This window comes from Vibrio rotiferianus, from assembly GCF_002214395.1.
GTDB lineage: Bacteria > Pseudomonadota > Gammaproteobacteria > Enterobacterales > Vibrionaceae > Vibrio > Vibrio rotiferianus.
Genome location: NZ_CP018312.1, coordinates 413,694 through 439,408 on the forward strand (window position 1 = coordinate 413,694; position 25,715 = coordinate 439,408).

The window sequence follows — 25,715 nt, forward strand, 5'->3', positions numbered from 1 at the left end:
GTTATTTCTAATTTTATGGAAAGGTTTATTTGTGTTCATCGTTATTCAACGATAAACTAATTCAACTTCAGTGCAATACCGCTTTCGACTTTTTAGTCGCTATCAATGAGCCCCTAAAGGTATTGGCATTCACGATTCATCAACAGATGGCAATGATTACGCAATGTACGCATTAGAAATAGAACAGCTTCGCAAGACTTATGCGGGCGGATTTGAAGCGTTGAAGGGCATTAGCCTAACAATAGAAAAAGGTGATTTCTACGCGCTTTTAGGGCCGAATGGTGCTGGTAAATCCACTACGATTGGCATTATCTCTTCTTTGGTAAACAAAACTTCCGGTACGGTTAAGGTTTTCGGTTACGACATCGATACACACCTCGAACTAGCGAAGCAAAATCTAGGTTTGGTACCGCAAGAGTTTAACTTCAACCAGTTTGAAACGGTCGAACAGATTGTGATGCAGCAAGCAGGTTACTATGGTGTATCCAAAACGCTTGCACGAGAGCGAGCAGAAAAGTACCTGACTAAGCTCGACTTATGGGAAAAACGCAAAGAGCGTGCACGTAACCTATCGGGTGGTATGAAACGTCGTTTGATGATTGCTCGCGCTTTGATGCATGAGCCGCAGCTGTTGATCCTTGATGAACCAACAGCAGGTGTGGATATCGAATTACGTCGCTCAATGTGGGATTTCTTGAAGGAGATTAACCAAGAGCAGGGCATTACTATCATTCTAACGACTCACTACCTTGAAGAAGCAGAAATGCTATGTCGTAACATTGGTATCATCAATAAAGGTCAGCTGATCGAGAACACAACGATGAAAGCGCTACTCGGAAAACTTCGTGTTGAAACTTTCATCCTCGATGTCGAGTGTGATGGTGAGATGCCAGAGCTTGCGGGTGTGAATAGCCAAACGATGATCAATGGTTCACTAGAGATTGAGTTGGACAAGAGCCACGGTCTGAACTCAGTATTCAGTCAACTTTCAGACAGTGGGGTGAAAGTACTCTCTATGCGTAACAAAGCAAACCGTTTGGAAGAGCTGTTTGTCAGCATCGTACGTGGAGGTAACCAATAATGTACAAGTTATATTGGACCGCTTTTTGTAGCCTGCTAACGAAAGAAATCAATCGCTTTACACGAATTTGGGTGCAAACTCTTGTGCCGCCAGCGATTACGATGACGCTGTACTTCATCATCTTCGGTAGCCTAATTGGTTCTCGTATTGGTGAAATGAACGGCTTTAGTTACATGGAATACATCGTGCCGGGCTTGATCATGATGTCGGTGATCACCAACTCGTATTCTAATGTCGCGTCGTCGTTCTTTAGCTCTAAGTTTCAGCGTAACATTGAAGAGCTACTAGTAGCGCCAGTGCCGAACTACGTCATCATTCTTGGTTTTGTTATGGGGGGCGTCGTTCGTGGTTTGCTGGTGGGGACTATCGTAACGTTCGTGTCGCTGTTCTTTGTTGATTTGCAAGTGGATCACTGGGGCATCATTATCGCGACGGTATTTATGACTTCGGTTGTATTCTCACTCGGTGGCTTGATTAACGCGGTTTACGCAAGAACGTTCGATGATATCTCCATCATCCCGACGTTTGTATTGACGCCACTGACTTACCTCGGCGGTGTTTTTTACTCAATCAGTCTATTGCCTGAGTTTTGGCAAGGGGTGTCTAAACTGAACCCTATCGTCTATATGGTGAATGCTTTCCGTTATGGCTTCCTTGGTGTGTCCGACGTGGGTATTGTCACTTCGTTTAGCGTACTGACGGTATTTGTGGTCGCGCTTTATAGTGTGGCTCATTATTTGGTGACCAAAGGAATTGGTTTAAGAAGCTAATACACAAAGAATTGAAAGAGCAGCTATTGGGGTTGCTCTTTTTCTATGCACACCAATACATTCCCATACAATTTTTCGACTTTTTACATGCTAGGTTTCACTCATCTGTCGTAAATACATCTGTTGTAAATGAGTGAAGCCATGAATACCGTTCCATCTCCTTCTTTTTCCTTTAAATTGCTTCTTCCTAAATACTGGTCTGTTTGGTTTGCATTCGGCTTGTTAGCGTTTGTCGTCAATGTTCTGCCGTATCCGTTGTTGCGAGTATTGGGAAGAGGTATCGGCTCTCTCGCTATGCTGCCAATGAAGCGTCGCCGAGAAATTGCTAAGCGCAATCTCAAGCTCTGTTTTCCTGAATACACCGATCAACAATGTGAGGAGCTGGTAAAAGCAAACTTTAAGTACACTGGTATGGCACTGATTGAAACGGGTATGGCTTGGTTTTGGCCTGAGTGGCGAGTGAAGCATCTAACTAAAGTTGTGGGCAAAGAGCGTTTACTTGAGCAGGAAAAGAATGGGCGAGGTGTGCTAGTAGTATGCAGTCATCACCTCAATTTGGAAATGACGGCGAGAATCTTTAGTCAATTTGCTGAAGGCTACGGTGTATATCGCCCGAACTCAAACCCCGCTTATGAGTTCATTCAGCACCGTGGTCGAACTCGATGTGGGCATCAAATGATAGACAGGAAAGACGTAAAATCGATGCTCAAAGTCCTGAAAAATGGCAAGCGATTATGGTACTTACCGGATCATGATTATGGGATGAACAATTCGGTATTCGTACCTTTCTTCGCCGTCGAACAGGCGGCAAGCACGGCTGGCTCGAGTGTGTTGGTTGATGCAACCAAGTGTGCGGTGATGTCTGGAGTGACAGTCATGAGAGACAACCAATATACGCTTTATATTGGTGAGGACCTGAGCGAGCAATTTGAACGACGCAATCCGGTTAAAGCGGCGAGTATTTTGAATCAAGAAATCGAGGGGATGATAAAGCGAGATATTCCAGCATGGATGTGGTTACACAAGCGATTTAAGACTCGTCCAGAAGGGCTTAAATGTGTTTACTCATAAATCAAATTAGCAGATGTAAAAAAGGTCGGCTTAGCGCCGACCTTTTCATTTAAGACTTCGATTTACTCAGCATTTGCAGAGTCATCTTCACTTGATTCTTCTTCTTTAGCTTCGACTACCATATCAACCGTTTGGTTATCGATTAGGCGTGTTTTTCCTAAGAAAGCAGACATCAAGATCACCGCTTGTGTGGTCTCTGCTGTGATGGCCTGAAGTGTACGTGCATCACGGATGAAGATTTCATCAGGTTGTAGACCTGCTGCGCGTAGCTGATCGTTCGCATCTTCAATGATAGAAGCGTAATCGTCACGACCACCGCGCATCGCGCTGCTGATCCAACGCATAGTGCGTGCTAAAACCGGTGCACGTTGTCGTTCATCAATGGTAAGCAGGCCATTGCGAGAGCTCATTGCAAGGCCGTCCATTTCACGTACGGTTGGTACGCCAATGATCTCAATGTCCATTGCTAGGTCATCAACCATCTTGCGAATCACAGCAAGCTGTTGAAAGTCTTTCTCACCAAAGCAAGCCACATCTGGCTGAACAATGTTGAACAGTTTGTTTACGATGGTGGTAACACCACGGAAGTGACCTGGGCGAGATGCACCTTCGAGGATGGTTGATAGACCAGGGACGTCAACAAATGTTTGTTTGTCTAAGCCTTCAGGGTAGATGATTTCTGGTGTTGGAGTGAACACCAGTTCTACACCTTCGCCACCTAGTTTACTTAGGTCTTCTTCTAGAGTGCGAGGGTAGTTATTCAAATCGTCTGCACGGTCAAACTGCATCGGGTTTACAAAGATGCTTACGACAACGACATCCGCGTATTCGCGAGCTTTACGAACAAGCGTTAAGTGGCCTTCGTGTAGGTTACCCATGGTTGGGACAAACGCTACCTTACGACCTTCACGCTTAAAGGTTTTTACCTGTTCACGAATCGCTGAGATTTCCGCAAAAGTTTGCATGCATTTATCCTCTAGGCAATAGTATGTGCTTCGTCTGGGAATGAACCGCTTTCAACATCAGCCATGTATTGAGCCACGGCTTTGCGCATATCGCCTGTTTCAGCAAGGAAGTTTTTCGAGAATTTTGGCATGTAGTTCGCCGAAATTCCAAACATATCGTGCATTACAAGAATTTGACCGTCTGTCACATTACCAGCACCGATGCCAATCACTGGCACATCAAGTACTTGTGTAATGCGCGCTGCCAAGTCAGCAGGAACACACTCGAGTAAAACAATTTGAGCACCGGCTTCTTGCAATGCCAGAGCGTCTTTAACCATACGATCCGCTTTTTCTTGATCGCGACCTTGTACCTTGTAACCACCAAAGATGTTTACAGATTGAGGTGTTAGGCCAAGGTGAGCACAAACTGGAACAGCACGTTCAGTTAGCATCTTAACGGTATCAACTAACCAATCACCGCCTTCGATTTTTACCATGTTTGCACCAGCACGCATTAGCGTTGCTGCGTTCTCACACGCTTGCTCAGGCGTTGCATAGCTCATGAATGGCATATCAGCCATCAATAGACAATTAGGGCTACCAGCGCGCACACAGCGTGTGTGATAAGCGATGTCTTCAACGGTCACAGGTAATGTGTCTGTCTTACCTTGCAGAACCATGCCTAGAGAGTCACCTACCAATAAAACCGGCATTTCTTGGCTTTCAAAAAGTTGGGCAAAGCTTGCATCGTATGCAGTTGAAGTAGCAAATTTACGACCTTCTTGCTTCCACTTAATCAGGTCGTTAATGGTCATTTTTTTCATTGTTTTTTCCTCACTAGGAGTTGGCTATGACTGCCAAATGCTGAGGCCGTTTCGATCTACTTGTTTAAGTAGTGACGACACCTCGGTCCCGTCTGGGAGTTGTAAACTTGGTGCAATTTCCGCAAGAGGGTAGAGTACGAACTCGCGCTCTCTCATTCCATAGTGTGGAACTGTCAGTCTTTCGGAATCAATCACCTCATTGCCGTACAGAATCATGTCGAGATCCAAGGTTCTTGGACCCCAACGTTCGTCTTTACGGACACGCCCTTGCTCTTGCTCAATTGCTTGAGTGCAATCGAGCAGTTCAAGAGGCGTCAAATTGGTTTTTATCGCCACCACCGCATTGATGTAATCCGGCTGATTCTGTGGTCCCATTGGCGTGCTGCTGTAAAGCGAAGAGGCTTGCACAAACTCACAGTTTGGTAGCGTTTTTAAAGCCTCAATTGCTTGTTTCGCTTGGCTGACAGGATCAGCCAAGTTACTGCCTACCGCAATGTACGCTGTGATCATGACTTTGGCTTGCTCTTTTTCTTGCGATAGGTTTTACGGCGGCGTTGGCCAGTTTTTGGTGCTTGACCATCTAGGTCGGCAGCCATGGCTTGGCGCATTTCTCGGCCTGCATTTTGGAAAGTTTCCCACCACTTGGCAAGCTTCTGAGTATCACCACCCTCAATTTCACCGCGCATTTCAAGAAAATCAAAGCCAGCTCTAAATTTATTGAGCTCCATTAGACGGAACGCGCGCTTACCATTACGTCGTGGAAGACGTAATTGCAGCTGCCAAATTTCACGAATGGTTGCGGTATGACGGCGTGGAATTGCGATGGTACGAACTTGGTCATCAAGAATGATATTACTCGCTTCCATAATCGCATCGTAATGGCACAGATTGCGCTGTTCCATCAATTTGTCTGCCATCGCACACAGTGGATACCACAACATTGCAGCAAACATAAACGCAGGGTTTATACGTTTGCCTTCTTCGATACGCATATCGGTTGAATCAAGTACTAAATCGAGCATTTGCTCAGTATGAGATTCGTATTCTTCAGTGAAGTGCTCTGCAATTGCTGGGAATAGCTGTTGGAATAGGTTGTACTCGCGCAATAGGTGGTAGGTTTCTAGACCATGGCCAGATTGAAGCATCTTCAGAGATTCTTCGAAAAGGCGAGCGGATGGAATATCACGCAGCAGTGGAGCCATTTCTTCAATTGGTGCTGCGGTATCCTCTTCGATATCGAAGTCGAGTTTCACCGCAAAGCGAACTGCACGTAGCATACGTACAGGGTCTTCTCGATAGCGGGTCTCTGGATCACCGATCAATCGAATTAGGCGGTCTTCTAAATCTTCAATGCCACGAGCATAGTCGTGAATCGAATAGTCTGCGATGTTGTAGTACATCGAGTTAATCGTGAAGTCACGGCGCTCTGCATCTTCATCAATAGTGCCGTAAACATTGTCACGAAGCAGCATGCCTTCTTTAGACTGCTGGGAGACGTTCTTGTTCTTTTGCTCTTGGTGGTGACCACGGAAGGTCGCAACTTCGATGATGTCTCGGCCAAACATAATATGTGCGAGACGGAAGCGACGACCAATCAAACGGCAGTTTCTAAATAGCTGTTTGATCTGTTCTGGTGTCGCGTTGGTTGCGATATCGAAATCTTTTGGTTTTTGTCCAAGCAGTAAGTCTCGAACCCCGCCACCCACAAGAAAAGCATCGAAACCGGCACCGTTTAGTCGGTATAGCACCTTCAGTGCATTATCACTGATCTGCTTACGCGAAATGTTGTGCTCTTCACGAGTAATTACATTGAGAGCGAGTTCTGGGATCATGGCAGATTCGCTTGTTGTATAGTCGTTTGTATTCATGTGCATCTGGCAATAACTGGGTTTAATCCAATTTTGCTTTGGTTAGTTTTTTATGCCTCTAGGGCCAATTTTGCGGCTAATGATAGCCTACACAGTGCCATTTGAGAATCACGGTGTGATCTCGATCTCTGCTGGAAGTTGTTCTAAGTCCCAATTTTCGCATCCCCAACGCAGTATTTCATCCACGTTGGCCGCTTCAATTTCCTCAGGGATATCGAAGCCTAAAAACGTCATGGCATGCAGCAGAGCTGGCTTTGGGTTGTCGACATCAATAGCTGTCGCATGGTTCTGTTTGGACAGCTTGTTGCCATTGGTGTCCATCGCCAATGGTAAATGCAGGTAGCTCACTTCTGGCTGCCCAAGAATTTGGTACAAGCTGATTTGACGGCCAGTGGGCTCAATTAAATCGGCACCACGGACAACCTCGGTTACACCTTGGTCAATGTCATCTAATACTACCGCAAGATTATAGGCAAATAATCCATCTCGACGTTTAATAATGAAATCTTCATTTACTAACGCTTCAGGAATGGCCATCAAACCATGCTTCTGATCGAGAAAATTAGCGATCGGCTTGGTCATTTTTAGGCGAATCGCGCCTTCTTTCAAGCCCTTGTCTCGACAAGTGCCGGGATAATAACCACCGTGCTCTTTAATTTGCTTACGCGTACACTGACAGTAATAGGCATCACCATTAGCTAACCAAGCGTCAATCTGTGCTTGATAAAGGTCGTGTCGTTCACTTTGATAAACCACCTCTCCATCCCAATGCAGCTGATAGGCCTTTAGAGCATTTAGAATCATTTCTGATGCGCCAGGCATTTCTCGTGGAGGATCAAGATCTTCGATGCGAACAAGCCAAGTGCCTTGCTGGGCTCTTGCTTGAAAGTAGCTGCCTAGTGCTGCGACTAAGGAACCAAAATGTAAAGGGCCTGAAGGGGATGGGGCAAATCGACCCACATAGCGTGTCATGCGTGTATCTCGAAATTATTCTATTAGGGCTAAGCCAAAACAAAAAGGGAGCCTGAGCTCCCTTTCAATAATCATGATGCTTGGTTGATTAACCTTGCATTTGTTTCTCTTTGATTTCTGCAAGTGTTTTACAGTCAATACAAAGGTCTGCTGTTGGACGCGCTTCTAGGCGACGAACACCAATTTCAACACCACAAGACTCACAGAAGCCGAAGTCTTCTTCAGTGATTTTATCTAGTGTTTTCTCGATCTTCTTGATCAAGCGACGCTCACGGTCACGGTTACGCAGTTCTAAGCTGAACTCTTCCTCTTGAGAAGCTCGGTCAACTGGATCTGGGAAGTTTGCTGCTTCGTCCTGCATATGGTGTACAGTGCGATCGACTTCTTCCCTGAGCTGATTACGCCAAGCTGTTAAGATCTTTGTAAAGTGTTCAACCTGCTCTGGTGACATGTACTCTTCACCAGGCTTTTCCTGATATGGCTCCACACCGGCAATGGCTAGGATGCCTATCGTTTTCTTCTTTGATTCTGGCATACAGCATCTCCTACTTACACCTAGTCAACTGCTTTGCAGTCAATTTAAGGCGGGTATCTATAGCAAAAAGAGGCGGTGCAGGCAATTACTGAATCGCAAACTTATCGTCATTGTGAAGGTGACATCATTTTTTCTCTTAATTGATAAATTCAATAGCAGAGATTAGTTTGATTTCAGTATTACTTAGTTCAGCTTTATAGCAGAGAACTTCTACTCCCGCTTCTTGTGCTTGTTTTAGTAACGTTGAATATTTCGCGTCTATATGGTGTGCCGCAGATACTTTTTCAATACCTGAATGTAAAACAGTGAATAAAAGTATGGCTCTACTTCCAGTTTGTGCCATTTCTGTGAGCTCTCTTAGGTGCTTTTGTCCTCGAGTTGTCACGGCATCTGGGAAATATCCTTGTCCTGATGAATTCTTCTCATCAAGCAGGGTGACGCTCTTCACCTCTATATAGCACTTTGGTTTGTTGCTTGCGCTGAGCAAGATATCAATTCGGCTATTTTCATTGCCATATTTCACTTCAGTTTGAAGTTGGTCATACCCAATCAGTTCTGAAATCACATTATTTTCAATGGCTTCTACCGCTAATTGGTTAGCGCGAGCAGTATTGATACAGATTCTGTGTCCTTGTGCGGTCTCACTAAGCTCCCAACTGTTTGGGTATTTGCGCTTAGGATTGTCAGAAGTGGAATACCAAACTTTATTGCCCGGTGTTGCACAGCCCGTCATTGCTCCAGTATTGGCACAATGGATGGTGCGAACTTCACCACTATCTAGTTCGATATCGGCAAGGAAGCGTTTGTAGCGTTTGAGCAGAGTTGCTGACTCTAGAGTGGGGTTGAATTGCATTTGCTTATTTAGCCAAGAAGGTTTTTATGTACAATGTAGCCAACATTACAACATAGGGTATTTCCTTTGTCACAATTGCCGATTGAAGCCGTGATGCCACAATTACTTACGGCGGTCAAAAATCAACATCAAGTGATCCTCAAAGCCGCCCCTGGTGCCGGTAAATCCACTTATTTCCCGCTGCAACTTCTCAATAATCAAACCGTGACAGGCAAAATCGTGATGTTAGAGCCTCGACGCCTTGCTGCTCGTAACATTGCTTGTTTTTTATCGCAGCAGTTGGGAGAGCAAGTCGGGGAGCGCGTTGGTTATCGTGTTCGTGGTGAAACAAAGGTGAGTAAGAGCACGCAACTTGAAATTGTGACCGAGGGGATCATGACGCGCATGATCCAAAATAACCCGGAGTTAGATGGCATTGATCTGCTGATTTTTGATGAGTTTCATGAGCGCAGTATTCATGCTGATACGGCACTAGCATTCAGTTTAGAGGTGCAAGAAGCGCTGCGAGACGACTTGAAACTGGTCGTAATGTCTGCAACGCTCGATCAAGATGCTTTGCAATCCTTGCTACCAGAAGCGTCTTACATTGAATCGGAAGGTCGTAGCTTTGAGGTGGAAACGCGCTATTTACCGCTTGGTGCGAACGATCATCTGCCTACATCTATGGCAAAAACGATAGAGAGCTTACTACACAAAGAGTCGGGCTCTCTGCTGGCTTTTCTTCCAGGCGTCGCAGCCATCAAACAGGTGGAAGAGCGTTTATCGCACCTACCTGATAACGTTGAAGTGTGTCCTCTGTATGGCCAACTTAGCTTTGCCGAGCAGCAAAAAGCCATCTCACCGGCTTCTTCTGGTAAACGGAAAGTCGTGTTGGCGACCAATATTGCCGAAACCTCATTGACTATTGAGGGAATTCGCTTGGTGGTGGATTCGGGATTGGAACGTGTGGCACGCTTTGATTTGAAGAATGGTTTAACGCGATTGGAACAAGTTCGTGTGGCGCAATCCTCGGCGATTCAACGAGCTGGCCGAGCAGGTCGTATCGAAGAGGGCATTTGTGTTCGTTTATATTCTGAAAGCCAATTCAAACAGCAACCACAAGTACCGCAACCGGAAATTCTGCATTCTGACTTAGCAAGCTTGGTGATGGAGCTGGCATTTTGGGGCGCTGGGGATATCTCTGACCTTAAATGGCTAAACATTCCCTCTTCGGCATCGCTTGCTCAAGCTAAACAGTTGCTGATTTCTCTAGGATTGCTTACCGAGCAAGGTCAACTGACTCCTGAAGGTAAGACGGCACATGAGCTGGGCGTTGAACCCCGTTCGGCCGCAATGCTGATTCAGGCTCAGCAACACAGCGAAAAGATGCTAAATACTGCGCTAGCGGCAGTCGCCCTTATTGAAGAACCAGAGCGTAATGTCACTAATATCTCTCATAGCCTACATCGGTGGATGAGTAGCACGCATTCTAAGAGAACCGTATTGAGTAAGCGTGCTCAGAACTTAGCTTACAAATTGGATGCAGCATTTCGTCTATCAAATGTCGATGAGCGATTGCTGCCATTGGTGTTAAGCCTGGCTTTTCCTGATCGAATCGCTCAGCAGCGCGTTAATCAACATGGTCGTTTTACTCTGTCGAATGGACATGGTGCTGAATGTCGACCAGAAGAGACGCTGGGAGATTGTGAGTATTTGGTGGCGATTGATTTGATGCGTTCGCACTCTAGTTCCAGCCAAATTAACTTGGCGTGTGATTTAGATATCAATAGCTTACAAGAAACATTCGCGCACCTTTTTAATACGAAAGAAATGGTTGATTGGGATGAAAAAAAAGGCCGTTTGATTGCCGAACGCCAAATCAAGCTCGGTCAACTGGTGATTAAGCGCGAAGCCTTGCCGAGTCCGGGTAAAGAAAAAATGACACAAGCTTTACTCACGTATGTCCGCCGTCAAGGCTTACAGAGTCTAAACTGGTCACCTGCAGCGGAGAGTTTACTGGAACGTATTCGTTGTGCAGTGGAATGGTTACCCGAGCAACCTTGGCCGAGCGTTGATGACGCCAGTTTGCTTGATAGCTTAGAAGGGTGGCTAGAGCCGTACATGAACACGCTCTCGTCGGTGAAAGATTTAGCTAAGGTGAACTTAGTAGAAGCCTTAAATGCTCGACTAGGTTGGCCTTTGAATCAACAGATTGATGAGTGGTTACCTGAAGATTATCGCTTACCTACTGGCTCGAAAAAGCGCATTCGTTACCAGTTTGGTCATGAGCCTGTGCTGTCGGTGCGTATGCAAGAAGTGTTTGGAGAAAGCACTTCTCCAACGGTGGCGCAAGGTCGTAAGCGATTGGTGTTAGAGTTGTTGTCTCCAGCTCAGCGGCCACTACAGGTGACAACGGATTTAGCAGCCTTTTGGGCGGGAAGCTACAAAGAAGTGCAAAAAGAGATGAAGGGCCGTTACCCTAAACATGTTTGGCCTGACGACCCTGCGACTCATGTAGCGACAACGAAAACTAAAAGACAAATGAATAATGACTGATACTAAAAAGCCAGGAGCGAAAAAAGCACCTGCCAAGAAAACAACGTCAAGCAAAACGACACCCGCGAAAAAAAGTGGTGCAAAACGTCCGAGAAAGTCACCATCCAAAAAACCAGAGCGTAGTAACCGTTCTTGGCTAAAAGCTATGTGGTCATTTAGTTGGAAAGCGGGCATTGCACTAGCGGCGGTATTGTTGTTTGTCGGTATTTATCTCGATAGCGTGGTGAAAGACCGTTTTGATGGTCAGTTGTTTGACCTCCCGACAGTGGTTTATGCGCGAATTCTTCACTTAAGCCCAGGGGAAAATATTACCATCAAAGAGATGCGTAATGAGCTTGATGTATTGAACTACCGTAAGGTAAGTCAGCCTCGTTACCCTGGTGAATACTCTTCTTCTTCAACGCGTATTGAGTTGATCCGTCGTCCATTTGAATTTGCCGATGGCCCAGAGCCTGATCGTCATGTCATGCTGCACTTTTCTGATAGTGGTCTAAAACGCATTCAATCCTTAGAATCTAAAGGCGATCTGGGTTACTTACGCATTGAGCCTAAGATGTTGGGCATGCTAGAAAAAGATCAAAATGAGCAACGTCTTTTCTTACGCAGAGATCAGTTTCCTGAGATCCTTGTCGATGCACTTCTTGCAACGGAAGACCGTGATTTCTATCAACATGATGGTGTATCACCACTGGCTATTGGTCGTGCTTTAGTTGCTAACATCAAAGCCGGACGCACCGTGCAAGGTGGCAGTACACTTACTCAGCAGTTAGCGAAAAACCTTTTCCTGACGCGTGATAAAACCTTATGGCGAAAAGTCCGTGAAGCATACATTGCTCTGATTCTAGATTACCGCTACAGCAAAGATCGTATTTTAGAAGCTTATCTAAACGAAGTGTATTTGGGGCAAAGTGGCGGGGATGCGATTCATGGTTTTGCACTGGCATCGCGTTACTACTTCGGCCAGCCGATCCAAGAGTTGCGTATTGACCAACTCGCTATGCTAGTGGGGATGGTAAAAGGACCGTCTTACTACAACCCTATTCGCTACCCAGAGCGCACGAAAACTCGTCGCGATTTGGTACTGCGTCTTTTGATGCAACAAGAGATGCTTACTGCGCAGCAGTATGAACAAGCCGTGAATCGTCCTCTGGATACGCAGAGTCATCCACGTATTGCCAGTCGCCAGCCTGCTTACTTTCAGCAGTTGAATATCGAGTTGAAAGAGAAGGTAGGAGATAACTTCAAGGCTGAAACCGGCCTGCGTTTATTTACTTCTCTAGATCCAGTCTCTCAAAGTAAGTTAGAGCAAGCCATTGCGAAGAAAGTGCCTGAGCTTGCTAAACGTGCTGGCAAAGATCTTGAAGCCGCCGCTGTCGCAGTGGATCGTCATAGTGGTGAAATCCGTGCCATGGTCGGTGGTAAGCGTGTTGGTTATGAAGGTTTTAACCGCGCATTGAATGCTAGTCGTCCAATTGGTTCTTTAGTTAAACCCGCAATTTACTTGACGGCATTGGAGCAACCAGAAAAATACAATTTGGCGACGACGTTACATGATACGCCGTTAAGCTTGAAAGGAAGTAAAGGGACGGTTTGGTCACCGCGCAACTTCGACCGTAAGTTCCGTGGCGATGTGCCGTTATATCTAGCCTTAGCAAAATCACTCAATGTGCCTACCGTGCGCTTGGGTATGCAGTTAGGAATTCCAGAAGTTTCAGACACACTAGAGCGCCTTGGTGTAGATAAGAGCGAGATCCGCCCTGTTCCTTCGATGTTCTTAGGATCATTTTCGTTAACGCCCTTTGAAGTAGCACAAATGTACCAAACAGTAACGAACTCTGGTAAACGTGCGAAACTCTCTGCATTACGCTCGGTGATTGATATGGATGGCAATGTGATTTATCAATCGCTGCCCCGCTCAACTCAGGCCGTTGATCAGCAAGCTGCTTGGCTGACGACTTATGCGATGAAGCAAGGTGTTGCACAAGGTACGGGCCGATTCCTACAAAGCCAATTCGCATGGGCGGCATTAGCAGGTAAAACGGGGACGAGTAACGATAGCCGTGACAGTTGGTTTGTGGGTATTGATGGGCGAGAAGTCACCACCGTTTGGCTTGGTCGCGATGATAATAAATCGACTAAACTAACTGGGTCTAGTGGCGCATTGCGTGTGTATGCTGAATACTTGAAACAGCGTATTCCAGAGCGACTAGAGCTGCCATGGCCGAATGAAGTGACCACATTAGGTTTTCAGAAAGCGACGAATGGTGCGCTGGAAATGAATTGTCGTAGTGAGTACAAACTGCCAGTGTGGGATAAAACCGGGCAAATTAAGCAACAGTGTGAAAAAAAATCGAACTGGTTGAACAGCTTATTTGATTGGTAGGACCACCAAAAACACCATCGCTGACTTGTGCAGTTGTTTAATTCTTAGTAAAAGTAGGTGTTCAATATTCAGTAAAGGAAGAAATGAATGTTCAAAAGGTCAAATACGAACCCATGGATACGTTGCTTTGCGTTGTGGGTCTGCTCCTTTTTGATTGCAACGCCTTCCTTTGCTAAACATCTCGAAGAAGACTCCTCTCGACCTAAAATTGCTGTCGTCCTCGCTGGTGGTGGAGCGAAAGGTGCCGCACACATTGGTGTGCTCAAGGCGCTTGAAGAAATGAATATCCCGGTTGATATCATCACTGGTACTAGCATGGGCGCTTATGTTGGTGGCCTTTACGCTACTGGCATGAGTGCCGATGAAATCGAAAGCTTTATCTACAGCGTCGATTGGAACAGTGGTTACCGAGACCGTGTTGACCGCAGCCAACGTCGTGTCCGCGACAAAGAATATGAAGACCGTTATCAAATCACCACAGACCTAGGATTAAGGTTTGGTGAAGTTCGCTCACCAACGGGGGTCGTGCAAGGGCAAAATATGCTTCGTATTTTGCGTGAAACCACAGGCAACCTTGGACGTTTTGATTCTTTTGATGATCTCGCTATTCCCTATCGCTCCGTCGCGACGGACATCGTCGAACTAGAAGAAGTTGTGTTAGACAACGGCTATTTGGTGGATGCGATGATGGCGAGTATGTCGGTGCCTGGTGCACTCCCGCCATATGAACTGAATGGCCATATGCTGGTGGATGGTGGCGTGGTCAATAACATGCCAGTCGATGTTGCTCGTGCAATGGGCGCCGATATCGTGATTGCGGTGGATATCAGTACAGACTATAAAACCAAAGAAGACTTCACTGGTTTATTCACCGTAGCAGATCAGCTTTCCAACTACCTTGTTCGTCGCAGCACACAAGAACAAGCAGAAACGTTACACGGCGATGATGTTTATATTCGTCCTGATGTGGGGCAGATGGAGACAGTTGAATTCAACAAAATGCCAGGTGCGTTTCAAGCAGGCTACGAGATTACAAAAAAGCTTGAGTCGAAGCTCAAGGGGCTGAGTGTCTCGAACGCGGAATATCAAGAGTACATTGAGCACAAGCAGACCGCGCGAAAAGACCTTGAATATGGTGATGAGCGCGTTGTTGATCAGATCGTGCTAGTGAATAATACCCACTATACTGATGTGCTTCTTACCAACCGTTTAGAGCTTGATACTGGACGTCAGTTAACCACTGCTGAGATCGAAAAAGCGGTAGAAAATCTATACGCATTGGATCGTTTTGAACTGATTACTTACCACTTTGAAGAGATCGAAGGCGTCAACCTACTGGTCTTTGAGGTAAACGAAAAGTCATGGGGACCAAACTACCTCAACTTTCGATTCTTCTTGGAAGACGACTTCAATACTGACAGTCAGTATGGCATTGGAATGTCGGCAAATTTCACCAACTTAAACTCGCATGGTGCGGAGCTGACGTTCAATGTTGATATGGGCACTGATAAGTTGATCGAAGCAGAACTCTATTCGCCAGTGCTTTCAAGTCAACAGCTGTTTGTTTCCAGTAAGCTCAATTACAACAATGAAAATCGCAACTGGCCTTTTAGTGACATAGAAAATCCGGATATAGGTTCAGTGTATGATTTCCTTCCGGTTTCTTATACCGAGTTCATTGCTGAGCTCGCGGCAGGCGTGCAGCCTACTCTATGGCAAGAGTTTCGCGTTGGTGGTCGTTATACCAAAGGTGAGATCGAAGCGTCTACGATTGCTTCAGCTGGGACTTTTGACTACAACCGCCTAGGAGTGTTTGCCAATTATCGTTTAGATACTTTGGATGACTTTGCGTTTCCTACGCGAGGTATGTTGATTGATTTAGATTACTTGGTATCTCATGACAAGAGTCCAGAGGATTTTCGTCAAACCAATGTTGAGGGTGATATTGAAGATACCGTGTACGAAATTACGGCGCGTTTTAAAGGGGCGGTGACCCATAGCCGTCATACTTTAGTCGGACAGGCGGAATACAGCTTTGTTGAGAGCAAAAATTCTTCTATCCCTCTTGACCCTCGTGAACTTGGCGGCTTTTTGAATTTGTCAGGCATTCCACGTAATAGCTTAATTGGACAAAACTTATTCTATACCAGCTTGGTGTATCGTTATAAATGGATGGATAACGACTTCGGGCTGTTTGAAGCACCTGTTTATCTAGGTGCGTCCCTTGAACACGGTGGTGTTTGGTCAGACAACGATCTCAAGTTGCATGAGGCGCCACTGTATAATGCTGCGTCGGTTTTCTTTGGAGTAGACTCTCCAGTTGGGCCGATCATGTTGGCATACGGTCGTACAGAGCAGAATTTAGATGCAGTGTACCTGATCGTTGGAACATCATTTAAATAACCGGGAGTAGGATAGCAAGATCTCCGCATATTTAGCCAAAATTTACCGGACTTTAGTCGTAAGTTGCTATGTTGGTCAAAATGATGAGATTTTAATTTAACGTTAAATTTGCTATCCTTTCGCCCACAGTTTGGCCTCTACGGCGCTGTTTCTCAATCAGAATTGAATGAAAACAAGGGCAATGGAGAGCCAAGTTTCCAAGGATGTTCACTCCTTTACTTTGAAAAATAGTAATTAAAAAGGAGGAACCGCAATGAGAGGAAAAAAGTCGTGCTTGAAGCCTACCGTAAACACGTCGAAGAGCGTGCTGCCGAAGGAGTTGTTCCTAAACCGCTAGACGCTGAACAAGTTGCTGGACTTGTTGAACTTCTGAAAAATCCCCCACAAGGTGAAGAAGCATTTATTCTTGACCTACTAGAGAACCGTATCCCACCGGGTGTAGATGAAGCTGCCTATGTAAAAGCAGGTTTCCTAACGGCGGTAGCAAAAGGTGAAGTGGAATCACCATTAGTAAGCCGTGAAAAAGCGGCTGAGCTACTAGGTACGATGCAAGGCGGTTACAACATCGCTCCTCTAGTTGAATTCCTAGACGATGATCTACTGGCGCCAATTTCAGTTAAAGCGTTGTCTCATACCCTACTGATGTTCGATGCTTTCTATGATGTAGAAGAGAAAGCCAAAGCTGGTAATGCATTCGCACAGCAAGTCCTGCAATCATGGGCGGACGCAGAATGGTTCACATCGAAGAAGAAAGTCGCGGAACAGATTACTGTTAAAGTATTTAAAGTTACTGGTGAAACCAACACCGATGACTTGTCTCCAGCACCAGATGCTTGGTCTCGTCCTGACATCCCAGTACACGCGAAAGCGATGCTGAAGATGGAACGTGATGGCATCGTGCCAGATCAACCAGGCAGCGTTGGTCCTATCAATCAAATTGAAGAACTGCAAAAAGATGGTATCCCACTGGCCTATGTGGGCGATGTTGTTGGTACCGGTTCTTCTCGTAAGTCAGCGACTAACTCAGTGCTTTGGTTTATGGGTGAAGATATCCCATACGTACCAAACAAGCGCACCGGTGGTATTTGTCTGGGTGGTAAGATCGCTCCAATTTTCTACAACACGATGGAAGATTCTGGTGCACTACCAATTGAACTAGACGTACAAAACATGAATATGGGTGATGTGATTGATATCTTCCCATACGAAGGTGTTGTGCGTAAAAACGGTGAAGAGATCTCTAACTTTGAACTGAGCAAAGTATTACTTGATGAAGTTCGTGCTGGTGGTCGTATTCCTCTTATCATCGGTCGTGGTCTAACAAGCCGTGCTCGTGCATCACTTGGTCTAGAAGAAACCGATTTATTTGCTAAGCCAGTTGACCCTTCAGATTCTGATAAAGGCTATACGCTAGCTCAGAAGATGGTGGGTAAAGCATGTGGCGTTGAAGGTGTACGTGCAGGTCAATACTGTGAGCCTAAGATGACGACAGTTGGTTCTCAGGATACAACCGGTCCTATGACTCGTGATGAGCTAAAAGACCTTGCGTGTCTGGGCTTCTCAGCTGATCTTGTGATGCAGTCATTCTGTCACACGTCTGCGTATCCAAAACCAGTCGATGTAAACACGCACCACACGCTACCTGACTTCATCATGAACCGTGGCGGTGTATCACTTCGTCCGGGTGATGGTGTAATCCACTCATGGCTAAACCGTATGCTTCTACCTGATACTGTAGGTACAGGTGGCGACTCGCATACTCGTTTCCCTCTAGGCATTTCATTCCCAGCAGGCTCCGGTCTGGTTGCATTCGCTGCCGCGACAGGTGTTATGCCACTGGATATGCCAGAGTCAATCTTGGTGCGCTTTAAAGGTGAAATGCAGCCGGGTATTACGCTACGTGACCTTGTACATGCGATTCCTTACTACGCAATTCAACAAGGTCTATTGACGGTTGAGAAAGCAGGTAAGATCAACGAATTCTCCGGTCGCGTACTAGAAATCGAAGGTGTTGAGCACCTAACGGTTGAGCAGGCCTTCGAATTATCGGATGCGTCAGCGGAGCGTTCAGCGGCAGGTTGTACCGTTAAGCTGTCTCAAGAGTCTATTGAAGAATACCTAAACTCAAACATCACCATGCTTAAGTGGATGATCTCGGAAGGTTACGGCGACCGTCGTACTATCGAGCGTCGCATCACAGCGATGGAAGAGTGGTTGGCTAACCCAGAGTTGATGGAAGCGGATGCAGACGCGGAATACGCGCACATCATCGAAATCGACCTAGCAGATATTCACGAGCCAATCCTATGTGCACCGAACGATCCAGATGACGCTCGTCTTCTATCAGAAGTTCAAGGCACACAGATTGATGAAGTGTTCATCGGTTCTTGTATGACTAACATTGGTCACTTCCGTGCAGCAGGTAAACTGCTAGAGCAATTCGGTGGTCAACTAGATACTCGTCTATGGGTAGCGCCACCAACGAAGATGGACCGCGACCAACTGACGGAAGAAGGCTACTACGGTATTTACGGCCGCGCAGGTGTTCGTATTGAAACTCCTGGTTGTTCGCTATGTATGGGTAACCAAGCACGTGTAGCAGACAAAGCAACAGTAATGTCGACTTCAACGCGTAACTTCCCGAACCGTCTAGGTACAGGTGCAAATGTATACCTTGCTTCAGCTGAGCTAGCAGCGGTTGGTGCAATTCTAGGTAAGATTCCAACGAAGGAAGAGTACTTGGAATACGCGAAGCAAATCGATGCAACAGCAGCAGATACTTACCGTTACTTGAACTTCCACAAGATGGATGAGTACACCAAGAAAGCGGCAGAGGTTATCTTCCAAGAGCCTGCATAATTTTAGCGAGCTTTGCTAATACTTAATTAAGCGCCCACCACTTGGTGGGCGCTTTCTTTTGTGGAACGCTGCGCTTCGAGATACTAGAACTACGCCGTTTCCTAGAGTGAGGGAGGGGGTAGTCGAAATCTCTTTTAGACAACGTATTGAGAGACCCCCAACTCGCTCGTGCCTCGCTCTTGAGGATGACGATTAAATAGCTAAGAGTAACAACGATGCCATTCCCGAAAGCAATGAAGGAGTGCAGTCGGGAATCTCTTTTAGGCTACGTATTAAGAGATCCCCAACTCACTTGTGCCTCGCTCTTGAGGATGACGATTAAATAGCTGAGAGAAAAAACGATGTCATTCCCGAAAGCGACGAAGGAGTGCTGTCGGGAATCTCTTTTAAACAAGCCATGGAGAGAGCTCCCGTCTCCCGCTTCTCCCATTCAACATCTCCCTGTATACTCCGCACCAAATTGATACGAAAAGGCGATCACGATGGAATTTGAATTCATCCGCAACACATTGATGGGCGAATACTATGTCAAATGCAGCATGGGGCACGAGATTGTAGGTCGTTGGTTGCAAGAAGAAATTGGTAAAGACCCAGCGAAAATCGCGCAAGTTGAAGCCTTAATTGATCAGGCATTTTCTTCGCCATCTCAAGAGCATAGATTAACCGGTGCAGAGATCAGTTTGATGATCCATGGTGACGAGGTGCTAGTGCAAGAAAACGCATTGGGCCATGAGTATGAAGTGGAAATGGAAAGCGAGTTTGACTTCTACGATGTAGAGAGTACAGCCAGTTGTGGTATTGAAGACTTTTGTACCCTGATAGAGCAATGGAAAGACTTTTTGAACATTTAACGCACAGTTTTGGGGAGCCTAATTAGGGTTGCCTTATATTTGTGAGAAGGGCGCACCGATATGGTGCGCCCTTTTTGTTTATAAGTTTGTTAATTTTGCTAATTCCATATAAATCAACAAGATAAAAAGTTGGCACGCCGCTTGGATTAATACAAATGTTTCAGGATGAAAGCTGCGGAGAAGATTCAATGAAAATCATTAATGCCATTATAAAACCTTTTAAATTAGACGATGTGCGCGAAGCATTGGCTGATGTCGGTATTGAAGGGATGACAGTATCAGAGGTTAAAGGTTTTGGTCGTCAGAAAGGCCACACGGAGCTATACCGTGGCGCCGAGTATCAAGTCGACTTTCTACCAAAAGTAAAACTAGAAATCGCAACCCATGCAGACAATGTGGATCGTGTGGTAGAGGCCATCACTAAAGCGGCTCAAACGGGAAAGATTGGTGACGGTAAGATTTTTGTCTACGACCTAAATCAAGCAGTACGTATTCGTACTGGTGAAATGGACGCAGAAGCACTTTAAGAATTCAAGGGATTGGAGAACTATCATGGAATTAACAACAACGGTAACTGAATTACGTTACGCACTCGACACCTTTTTCTTCCTCATTTCTGGTGCGTTGGTTATGTGGATGGCAGCTGGCTTTGCCATGCTGGAAGCGGGCTTAGTTCGCTCGAAAAACACAACAGAAATTCTAACCAAAAACATCTGTCTGTACGCGATTGCTTGTACCATGTTCCTATTGGTCGGCTACAACATTATGTACGTTGATAATGGCGAAGGTGGCTGGTTACCATCATTTGGTGCGCTAATTGGCACACAAGGTGAAGGCGCAGATCACTCGTTAGAGTCGGATTTCTTCTTCCAAGTGGTATTCGTCGCAACAGCAATGTCAGTGGTATCTGGTGCGGTAGCAGAGCGTATGAAGCTTTGGTCTTTCCTCATCTTCTCTGCAGTGCTGACGGCATTTATCTACCCAATGGAAGGTTACTGGACATGGGGCGGTGGTTTCCTATCAGAAGCAGGTTTCAGTGACTTTGCTGGCTCAGGTATCGTACACATGGCGGGTGCAGCAGCAGCTCTTGCAGGTGTATTACTTCTGGGTGCTCGTAAAGGTAAATACGGTAAAAATGGCGAAATCTACCCAATTCCTGGTTCAAACATGCCTCTAGCTACATTGGGTACGTTCATTCTTTGGTTTGGTTGGTTCGGCTTCAATGGCGGTTCTCAGTTGATGGTATCTGATTTTGAAAACGCGACAGCGGTAGGTCAAATCTTCCTTAATACAAACGCAGCAGCGGCAGCAGGTGCAATCGCAGCATTACTCGTATGTAAAACGACTTGGGGTAAAGCTGATCTAACTATGATTCTTAACGGTGCATTGGCAGGTCTTGTTGCCATCACGGCAGATCCTCTATCACCATCACCACTTTACGCAGTCGCAATCGGTGCAGTATCGGGCGCGCTAGTGGTATTCAGTATCATCGGTCTAGATAAAGTGAAGATTGATGACCCTGTAGGTGCTATCTCTGTACACGGTGTGTGTGGTTTCTTTGGTTTAATGGTTGTACCGCTAAGTAATGGTGATGCAACGTTCGGCGCACAGCTTCTAGGTGCGGCTGTTATCTTTGCTTGGGTATTCGGTGCGAGCCTTGTGGTATGGGCAATCTTAAAAGCAACCATCGGCATTCGCGTATCGGGAGAAGAAGAGCTTGAAGGTATGGATATGCATGACTGTGGTGTCGGTGCCTACCCTGAATTTGTTACTGTGAAATAACAGTCATATTGAAATAAATAGTTACAAAGTAAATAATCAAAAACCTGCTCTGATGAGCAGGTTTTTTTGTGCAGCATCATTGTTTTCCTACTGAACATGCATATAATAACGCAACTGATAAACGTTATCATTAGCATGGTAAAGGATTAAACAATGAAAAAACTGCTAACTCTTTCAGCGATTACTTGCGCTACTCTAGCTCCAACAGCAATGGCTGCTGAAGAAGTGAACGTCTACTCTTACCGTCAACCTTTCCTAGTTGAGCCAATGTTCAACGAGTTCACTAAAGAAACTGGCATTAAAGTAAACGTGAAGTTTGCCAAAAAAGGCCTAGCAGAGAAGTTGGCTCAAGAAGGCGAATACAGCCCAGCTGACGTAATCCTTACTACAGATATCAGCCGTCTAGCGGAGCTGACTAACAAAGGTCTAGTTCAAAAGGTAGATAGCAAAATCATCGAAGAAAACGTACCAGCACAGTACCAAGACAAAGAAAACGAGTGGTTTGCTCTGACTCTACGTACTCGTAACGTTTACTCTTCACGTGACCGTGTTGGCAAACTAGGTAACGACTTCAACTACGCAGATCTAGCGAAGCCAGAATTCAAAGGCAAAATCTGTACGCGTAGCGGTAAGCACCCTTACAACGTATCTCTAGTGTCTTCTATGATCGCGCACCACGGTGAAGCTGAGACAAAAGAATGGCTAGAAGGCGTAAAAGCGAACCTAGCTCGTAAGCCTCAAGGTAACGACCGTGCTCAAGTTAAAGCAATCAAAGAAGGTCTATGTGACGTTTCTCTAGGTAACAGCTACTACCTAGGTAAGATGGTTAACGACAAAGAGCAAAAAGCTTGGGCTGATGCGGTATACATCAACTTCCCTAACCAAGAGACAACGGGTACACACGTAAACATCTCTGGTATGGCGATGGCTAAGTTCTCTCCAAACAAAGACAACGCTGTGAAGCTAATGGAATTCCTAACGGGTGACAAAGCGCAGCAAATGTACGCAGAAGTAAACTACGAGTACCCAGTAAAAGAAGGCGTTAAGCGTTCTGAACTTGTGGAATCTTGGGGTGACTTCAAAGCGGATACGGTTTCTCTAGACGATATCGCTTCTCACCACGAAGCGGCAATTAAGCTACTAGATGAAGTGAAATTTGACCTTTAATTCCATGTGGGGGTATAACTATACCCCCATTTGATTAAAGGATATGAGATGTATTTGCAGACGCATCTGTATTTCATACAGCCTTGCAGTATTTAGGCAATGAAGAATAAACATTCTCTATGGAAAACCAGTAGTGGGGTGATTACCCTGTTACTGGTTTTGCCGATCTTAGCGATCTTCTATACCGCCATTGGCGAGACGGATGACCTGTTCACACATTTGATGTCGACGGTTATGCCAACCTACATCTATAACACCGTAGTCCTGACTGCAGGTGTGATGCTCCTTTCTTTGATTCTTGGAATCCCAAGTGCTTGGTTTATGGCGATGTGCAAGCTGCCAACCGAGAAGTGGTTGCAGTGGGCACTGGTTCTGCCGCTTGCGATGCCGGGCTATATCATTGGTTACATCTTTACTGATTGGTTTGACTTTGCTGGGCCGATTCAGATCTTTTTGCGTGATATAACGGGATGGGGACCTGGCGAATATTGGTTCCCTGATATCCGTACCTTGAGCGGTGCCACTTTCGTTCTTTCTCTTGTTCTTTACCCATACGTTTACTTGCTTTGCCGAGCGGCATTTATGGAACAGAACGTCTCTTTGTTACAAAGTGCACGCTTACTGAAATGTTCTCCTTGGGAAAGCTTTTGGCGCATCTCTTTGCCGCTTGTCAGGCCTTCTATCGCTGTTGGCCTGTCTCTGGTTGCAATGGAAACCATTGGCGATTTCGGCACCGTCAGCTATTTTGCGGTGAACACGCTGACTACTGCCGTTTACGATACTTGGCTAGGCTACTCGAACTTAAATGCAGCCGCGAAGATCTCAGCCATGATGTTGATGATTGTGGTGTTGTTACTGAGTGCCGAGCGCTACAGCCGCCGCAAACAGAAGTTATTCCAAAGCCAGTTTAATAGTCATGAAGATTTCCGTTATGAGCTAAAAGGTTGGCGAAAGTGGGGCGCACTGATTTGGTGTTGGGGTTTGGTAGCAATTGCGTTCATCTTCCCATTGCTACAGTTAATTGATTACGCGATTACTTACTTTGCACAAAGTTGGACACCGGAGTTTCGTGAATATGCATGGAACAGTTTGGTGGTGTCAGTCGTGGCTGCCATCATCGGTGTTGCGATTGCATTGACTGTGAACTTCAGTCAACGCGTAAACGGCGGCCGCTCTAGCTTAGCTTTCATGCGTCTGTCTTCAATGGGCTATGCGGTTCCAGGCACTGTACTTGCGATTGGTGTCATGGTGGCAGTGCTGTTTATGGATCACCGTGTTAACGATATTGCTAAAGCGATGGAATGGGGCAGACCTGGACTGATTTTTTCTGGCTCTATGTTTGCGCTGATTTTTGCGATGGTGGTGCGTTTCTCCGCTGTGGCGATTGGTAGTGTCGAAAGTAACTTAAATAAGATCTCTCCGTCGCTAGATATGGCTTCCCGTACCATGGGCTGTACGCCTAATACCATGCTTTGGCGAGTGCACTTCCCTCTGGTTAAACGTGGTGCACTGATTGCTGGTTTGTTGGTGTTTATTGAGTCGATGAAAGAGCTCAATGCTGCACTATTATTGCGTCCATTTAACTTTGAAACCTTGGCGACGTATGTATACAACTTCGCCTCGGACGAGCATTTGGAACTTGCTGCTCTACCAGCAGTATTACTGGTCCTAGTTGGGTTGATCCCGCTTGTTGTTGTTAACCGTTCACTGGAGCAAAATCACTGATGAGCTGCGCACTATCGATTAAAAACCTAACTTGTCAGTATGACGATCAAACCGTCCTTGAATCACTTTCATTAGAAGTTGAACAAGGACAGATCGTGTGCCTGCTCGGCGCGAGTGGTTGCGGTAAGACAACGCTATTGAAAGCCATTGCTGGTTTGTTGCCGCTAAGCTCTGGTCAAATGAGCTTGAATTGTCTCACTATTGATGACGGTGAAAACTGGTTACCACCAGAGCAGCGTAATATCGGTATGATCTTCCAAGACTATGCCTTATTTCCGCATCTGACAGTGGCAGAGAACATCGCTTTTGGCTTGAAAAATGAAACGGCGCAGCAAAAGCTTCTCAAAGTAGAAGAAATGCTCGGCTTAGTTCACCTTAAAGGCTACGGTGATCGTTATCCTCACCAGCTTTCTGGTGGTCAGCAGCAGCGCGTGGCGATTGCCCGCTCACTGGCTTACAAACCTGATCTTCTGTTGTTGGATGAACCGTTTTCCAATATCGATACCCAAGTTCGCCATGAACTTATCCGAGAGATCCGTAAAATCTTTAAAGAGCAAGGCGTTACCGCAATTTTCGTTACTCACAGTCGTGAAGAGGCGTTTGCGTTTGCCGATAAGATGGCAGTAATGAACCACGGTGTAATCGAGCAATATGGAACAGCCTCTGAGCTTTACTACCAGCCTTCGAGCAAATTTGTTGCAGACTTCTTAGGTGGTGGTAGCTACCTTGCAGCGAAGCGCATTTCTGAAAGTGAATTTGAAACTCATCTTGGTGTGGTGGAAGCCAATGCTCAGCAAGAAATCCAAGTTGATGCAGAATGTGCATTACTGCTTCGCCCTCAACATGTGCAAATTGCTGCTGATGAAGAGAGTGCGGTCAAAGTACTTGAGCAGCACTTTATGGGTGACCACTGCCGCTACGTGATTGATGTCAATGGTGACCGACTGTTGGCAACTTCAACCCAAGCGTTGAATGTTGGTGATAGTGTGACGGTGAAAGTCGAAACTCAAGGCGTGTTGGCTTTCGCCTAAGTAGTATCGTCAAAAATAAAAAGGCCCGGCGGGTATGTCGCCGGGCAAGTGTTCTTCA

Annotated in this window: 20 protein-coding genes; 13 read left to right on the top strand and 7 right to left on the bottom strand. The window is 45.9% G+C overall.

From position 1 onward, the window contains the following. The first annotated feature begins 163 nt into the window (after positions 1-163). The 3 genes from BSZ04_RS11060 to BSZ04_RS11070 all read left to right on the top strand — a co-directional run bounded on the left by BSZ04_RS11060 (position 164) and on the right by BSZ04_RS11070 (position 2,922). Complete coding sequence (locus tag BSZ04_RS11060) at positions 164-1,081, top strand: ABC transporter ATP-binding protein (protein WP_088880396.1); 918 nt, start codon at positions 164-166, stop codon at positions 1,079-1,081. Beyond that, the gene (locus BSZ04_RS11065; RefSeq protein ID WP_088880397.1) at positions 1,081-1,851 is read left to right on the top strand and encodes an ABC transporter permease; all 771 of its coding nucleotides are present in this window, start codon (positions 1,081-1,083) and stop codon (positions 1,849-1,851) included. Before BSZ04_RS11060 ends, BSZ04_RS11065 begins: the two co-directional genes overlap by 1 nt. Positions 1,852-1,992: 141 nt before the next feature. Continuing rightward, positions 1,993-2,922 (top strand): Kdo(2)-lipid IV(A) acyltransferase, encoded by a 930-nt coding sequence (locus BSZ04_RS11070; RefSeq protein WP_088880398.1) that lies wholly within the window; start codon positions 1,993-1,995, stop codon positions 2,920-2,922. A gap of 62 nt (positions 2,923-2,984) precedes the next feature. Here BSZ04_RS11070 and panC read toward each other — a convergent pair whose 3' ends face one another. From panC to sfsA, 7 genes are all read right to left on the bottom strand, one after another. Next, positions 2,985-3,887: a pantoate--beta-alanine ligase gene (panC, locus tag BSZ04_RS11075; RefSeq protein ID WP_071235309.1), complete on the bottom strand. Its 903-nt coding sequence runs from the start codon at positions 3,885-3,887 to the stop codon at positions 2,985-2,987. 11 nt (positions 3,888-3,898) lie between these two features. Continuing rightward, positions 3,899-4,693: a 3-methyl-2-oxobutanoate hydroxymethyltransferase gene (panB, locus tag BSZ04_RS11080; RefSeq protein WP_088880399.1), complete on the bottom strand. Its 795-nt coding sequence runs from the start codon at positions 4,691-4,693 to the stop codon at positions 3,899-3,901. 24 nt (positions 4,694-4,717) lie between these two features. Further along, complete coding sequence (gene folK / locus BSZ04_RS11085; protein ID WP_010450154.1) at positions 4,718-5,203, bottom strand: 2-amino-4-hydroxy-6-hydroxymethyldihydropteridine diphosphokinase; 486 nt, start codon at positions 5,201-5,203, stop codon at positions 4,718-4,720. Continuing rightward, positions 5,200-6,567 (bottom strand): polynucleotide adenylyltransferase PcnB, encoded by a 1,368-nt coding sequence (gene pcnB, locus BSZ04_RS11090; RefSeq protein ID WP_010450152.1) that lies wholly within the window; start codon positions 6,565-6,567, stop codon positions 5,200-5,202. Before pcnB ends, folK begins: the two co-directional genes overlap by 4 nt. Positions 6,568-6,669: 102 nt before the next feature. Beyond that, positions 6,670-7,533: a tRNA glutamyl-Q(34) synthetase GluQRS gene (gene gluQRS / locus BSZ04_RS11095; protein WP_010450150.1), complete on the bottom strand. Its 864-nt coding sequence runs from the start codon at positions 7,531-7,533 to the stop codon at positions 6,670-6,672. A gap of 88 nt (positions 7,534-7,621) precedes the next feature. Continuing rightward, entirely contained in the window at positions 7,622-8,068 is a 447-nt protein-coding gene (gene dksA, locus BSZ04_RS11100; RefSeq protein ID WP_010450149.1) for an RNA polymerase-binding protein DksA, read from the bottom strand. 136 nt (positions 8,069-8,204) lie between these two features. Continuing rightward, entirely contained in the window at positions 8,205-8,921 is a 717-nt protein-coding gene (gene sfsA / locus BSZ04_RS11105) for a DNA/RNA nuclease SfsA (protein WP_071235310.1), read from the bottom strand. A 66-nt stretch (positions 8,922-8,987) separates the two neighbouring features. On the opposite strand from sfsA, the gene hrpB reads away from it, so the two are divergent. From hrpB to BSZ04_RS11155, 10 genes are all read left to right on the top strand, one after another. Continuing rightward, positions 8,988-11,456 carry an ATP-dependent helicase HrpB gene (gene hrpB / locus BSZ04_RS11110; protein WP_088880400.1) on the top strand — a complete coding sequence of 823 codons (2,469 nt, stop codon included), beginning with the start codon at positions 8,988-8,990 and terminating at the stop codon, positions 11,454-11,456. Continuing rightward, positions 11,449-13,839, top strand: a complete 2,391-nt coding sequence (gene mrcB / locus BSZ04_RS11115) for a penicillin-binding protein 1B (RefSeq protein WP_088880401.1) — start codon at positions 11,449-11,451, stop codon at positions 13,837-13,839. Before hrpB ends, mrcB begins: the two co-directional genes overlap by 8 nt. A gap of 87 nt (positions 13,840-13,926) precedes the next feature. Further along, on the top strand, positions 13,927-16,242 hold the full coding sequence (locus BSZ04_RS11120) for a patatin-like phospholipase family protein (RefSeq protein WP_088880402.1): 2,316 nt from the start codon (positions 13,927-13,929) through the stop codon (positions 16,240-16,242). 270 nt (positions 16,243-16,512) lie between these two features. Further along, on the top strand, positions 16,513-19,101 hold the full coding sequence (gene acnB / locus BSZ04_RS11125) for a bifunctional aconitate hydratase 2/2-methylisocitrate dehydratase (protein WP_088880403.1): 2,589 nt from the start codon (positions 16,513-16,515) through the stop codon (positions 19,099-19,101). A 482-nt stretch (positions 19,102-19,583) separates the two neighbouring features. Next, the gene (locus BSZ04_RS11130) at positions 19,584-19,952 is read left to right on the top strand and encodes a YacL family protein (protein WP_088880404.1); all 369 of its coding nucleotides are present in this window, start codon (positions 19,584-19,586) and stop codon (positions 19,950-19,952) included. 188 nt (positions 19,953-20,140) lie between these two features. Further along, the gene (locus BSZ04_RS11135; RefSeq protein WP_010450136.1) at positions 20,141-20,479 is read left to right on the top strand and encodes a P-II family nitrogen regulator; all 339 of its coding nucleotides are present in this window, start codon (positions 20,141-20,143) and stop codon (positions 20,477-20,479) included. A gap of 25 nt (positions 20,480-20,504) precedes the next feature. Next, positions 20,505-21,734: an ammonium transporter gene (locus tag BSZ04_RS11140; RefSeq protein ID WP_010450134.1), complete on the top strand. Its 1,230-nt coding sequence runs from the start codon at positions 20,505-20,507 to the stop codon at positions 21,732-21,734. A 153-nt stretch (positions 21,735-21,887) separates the two neighbouring features. After that, the gene (locus BSZ04_RS11145) at positions 21,888-22,901 is read left to right on the top strand and encodes a Fe(3+) ABC transporter substrate-binding protein (protein ID WP_010450132.1); all 1,014 of its coding nucleotides are present in this window, start codon (positions 21,888-21,890) and stop codon (positions 22,899-22,901) included. 99 nt (positions 22,902-23,000) lie between these two features. Further along, positions 23,001-24,626, top strand: a complete 1,626-nt coding sequence (locus BSZ04_RS11150) for an ABC transporter permease (protein ID WP_038884268.1) — start codon at positions 23,001-23,003, stop codon at positions 24,624-24,626. Continuing rightward, positions 24,626-25,657, top strand: coding sequence for an ABC transporter ATP-binding protein (locus tag BSZ04_RS11155; RefSeq protein ID WP_088880405.1), 1,032 nt, complete (start codon positions 24,626-24,628; stop codon positions 25,655-25,657). The genes BSZ04_RS11150 and BSZ04_RS11155 overlap by 1 nt, the downstream gene beginning before the upstream one ends. Positions 25,658-25,715 lie beyond the last annotated feature (58 nt).

Bases quoted from the DNA above. Each gene is read 5' to 3' on its own strand.
- BSZ04_RS11060 (WP_088880396.1), top strand. From the start codon at position 164: ATGTACGCATTAGAAATAGAACAGCTTCGCAAGACTTATGCGGGCGGA.
- BSZ04_RS11065 (WP_088880397.1), top strand. From the start codon at position 1,081: ATGTACAAGTTATATTGGACCGCTTTTTGTAGCCTGCTAACGAAAGAA.
- BSZ04_RS11070 (WP_088880398.1), top strand. From the start codon at position 1,993: ATGAATACCGTTCCATCTCCTTCTTTTTCCTTTAAATTGCTTCTTCCT.
- panC (WP_071235309.1), bottom strand. From the start codon at position 3,887: ATGCAAACTTTTGCGGAAATCTCAGCGATTCGTGAACAGGTAAAAACC.
- panB (WP_088880399.1), bottom strand. From the start codon at position 4,693: ATGAAAAAAATGACCATTAACGACCTGATTAAGTGGAAGCAAGAAGGT.
- folK (WP_010450154.1), bottom strand. From the start codon at position 5,203: ATGATCACAGCGTACATTGCGGTAGGCAGTAACTTGGCTGATCCTGTC.
- pcnB (WP_010450152.1), bottom strand. From the start codon at position 6,567: ATGCACATGAATACAAACGACTATACAACAAGCGAATCTGCCATGATC.
- gluQRS (WP_010450150.1), bottom strand. From the start codon at position 7,533: ATGACACGCTATGTGGGTCGATTTGCCCCATCCCCTTCAGGCCCTTTA.
- dksA (WP_010450149.1), bottom strand. From the start codon at position 8,068: ATGCCAGAATCAAAGAAGAAAACGATAGGCATCCTAGCCATTGCCGGT.
- sfsA (WP_071235310.1), bottom strand. From the start codon at position 8,921: ATGCAATTCAACCCCACTCTAGAGTCAGCAACTCTGCTCAAACGCTAC.
- mrcB (WP_088880401.1), top strand. From the start codon at position 11,449: ATGACTGATACTAAAAAGCCAGGAGCGAAAAAAGCACCTGCCAAGAAA.
- BSZ04_RS11120 (WP_088880402.1), top strand. From the start codon at position 13,927: ATGTTCAAAAGGTCAAATACGAACCCATGGATACGTTGCTTTGCGTTG.
- BSZ04_RS11130 (WP_088880404.1), top strand. From the start codon at position 19,584: ATGGAATTTGAATTCATCCGCAACACATTGATGGGCGAATACTATGTC.
- BSZ04_RS11135 (WP_010450136.1), top strand. From the start codon at position 20,141: ATGAAAATCATTAATGCCATTATAAAACCTTTTAAATTAGACGATGTG.
- BSZ04_RS11140 (WP_010450134.1), top strand. From the start codon at position 20,505: ATGGAATTAACAACAACGGTAACTGAATTACGTTACGCACTCGACACC.
- BSZ04_RS11145 (WP_010450132.1), top strand. From the start codon at position 21,888: ATGAAAAAACTGCTAACTCTTTCAGCGATTACTTGCGCTACTCTAGCT.
- BSZ04_RS11150 (WP_038884268.1), top strand. From the start codon at position 23,001: ATGAAGAATAAACATTCTCTATGGAAAACCAGTAGTGGGGTGATTACC.
- BSZ04_RS11155 (WP_088880405.1), top strand. From the start codon at position 24,626: ATGAGCTGCGCACTATCGATTAAAAACCTAACTTGTCAGTATGACGAT.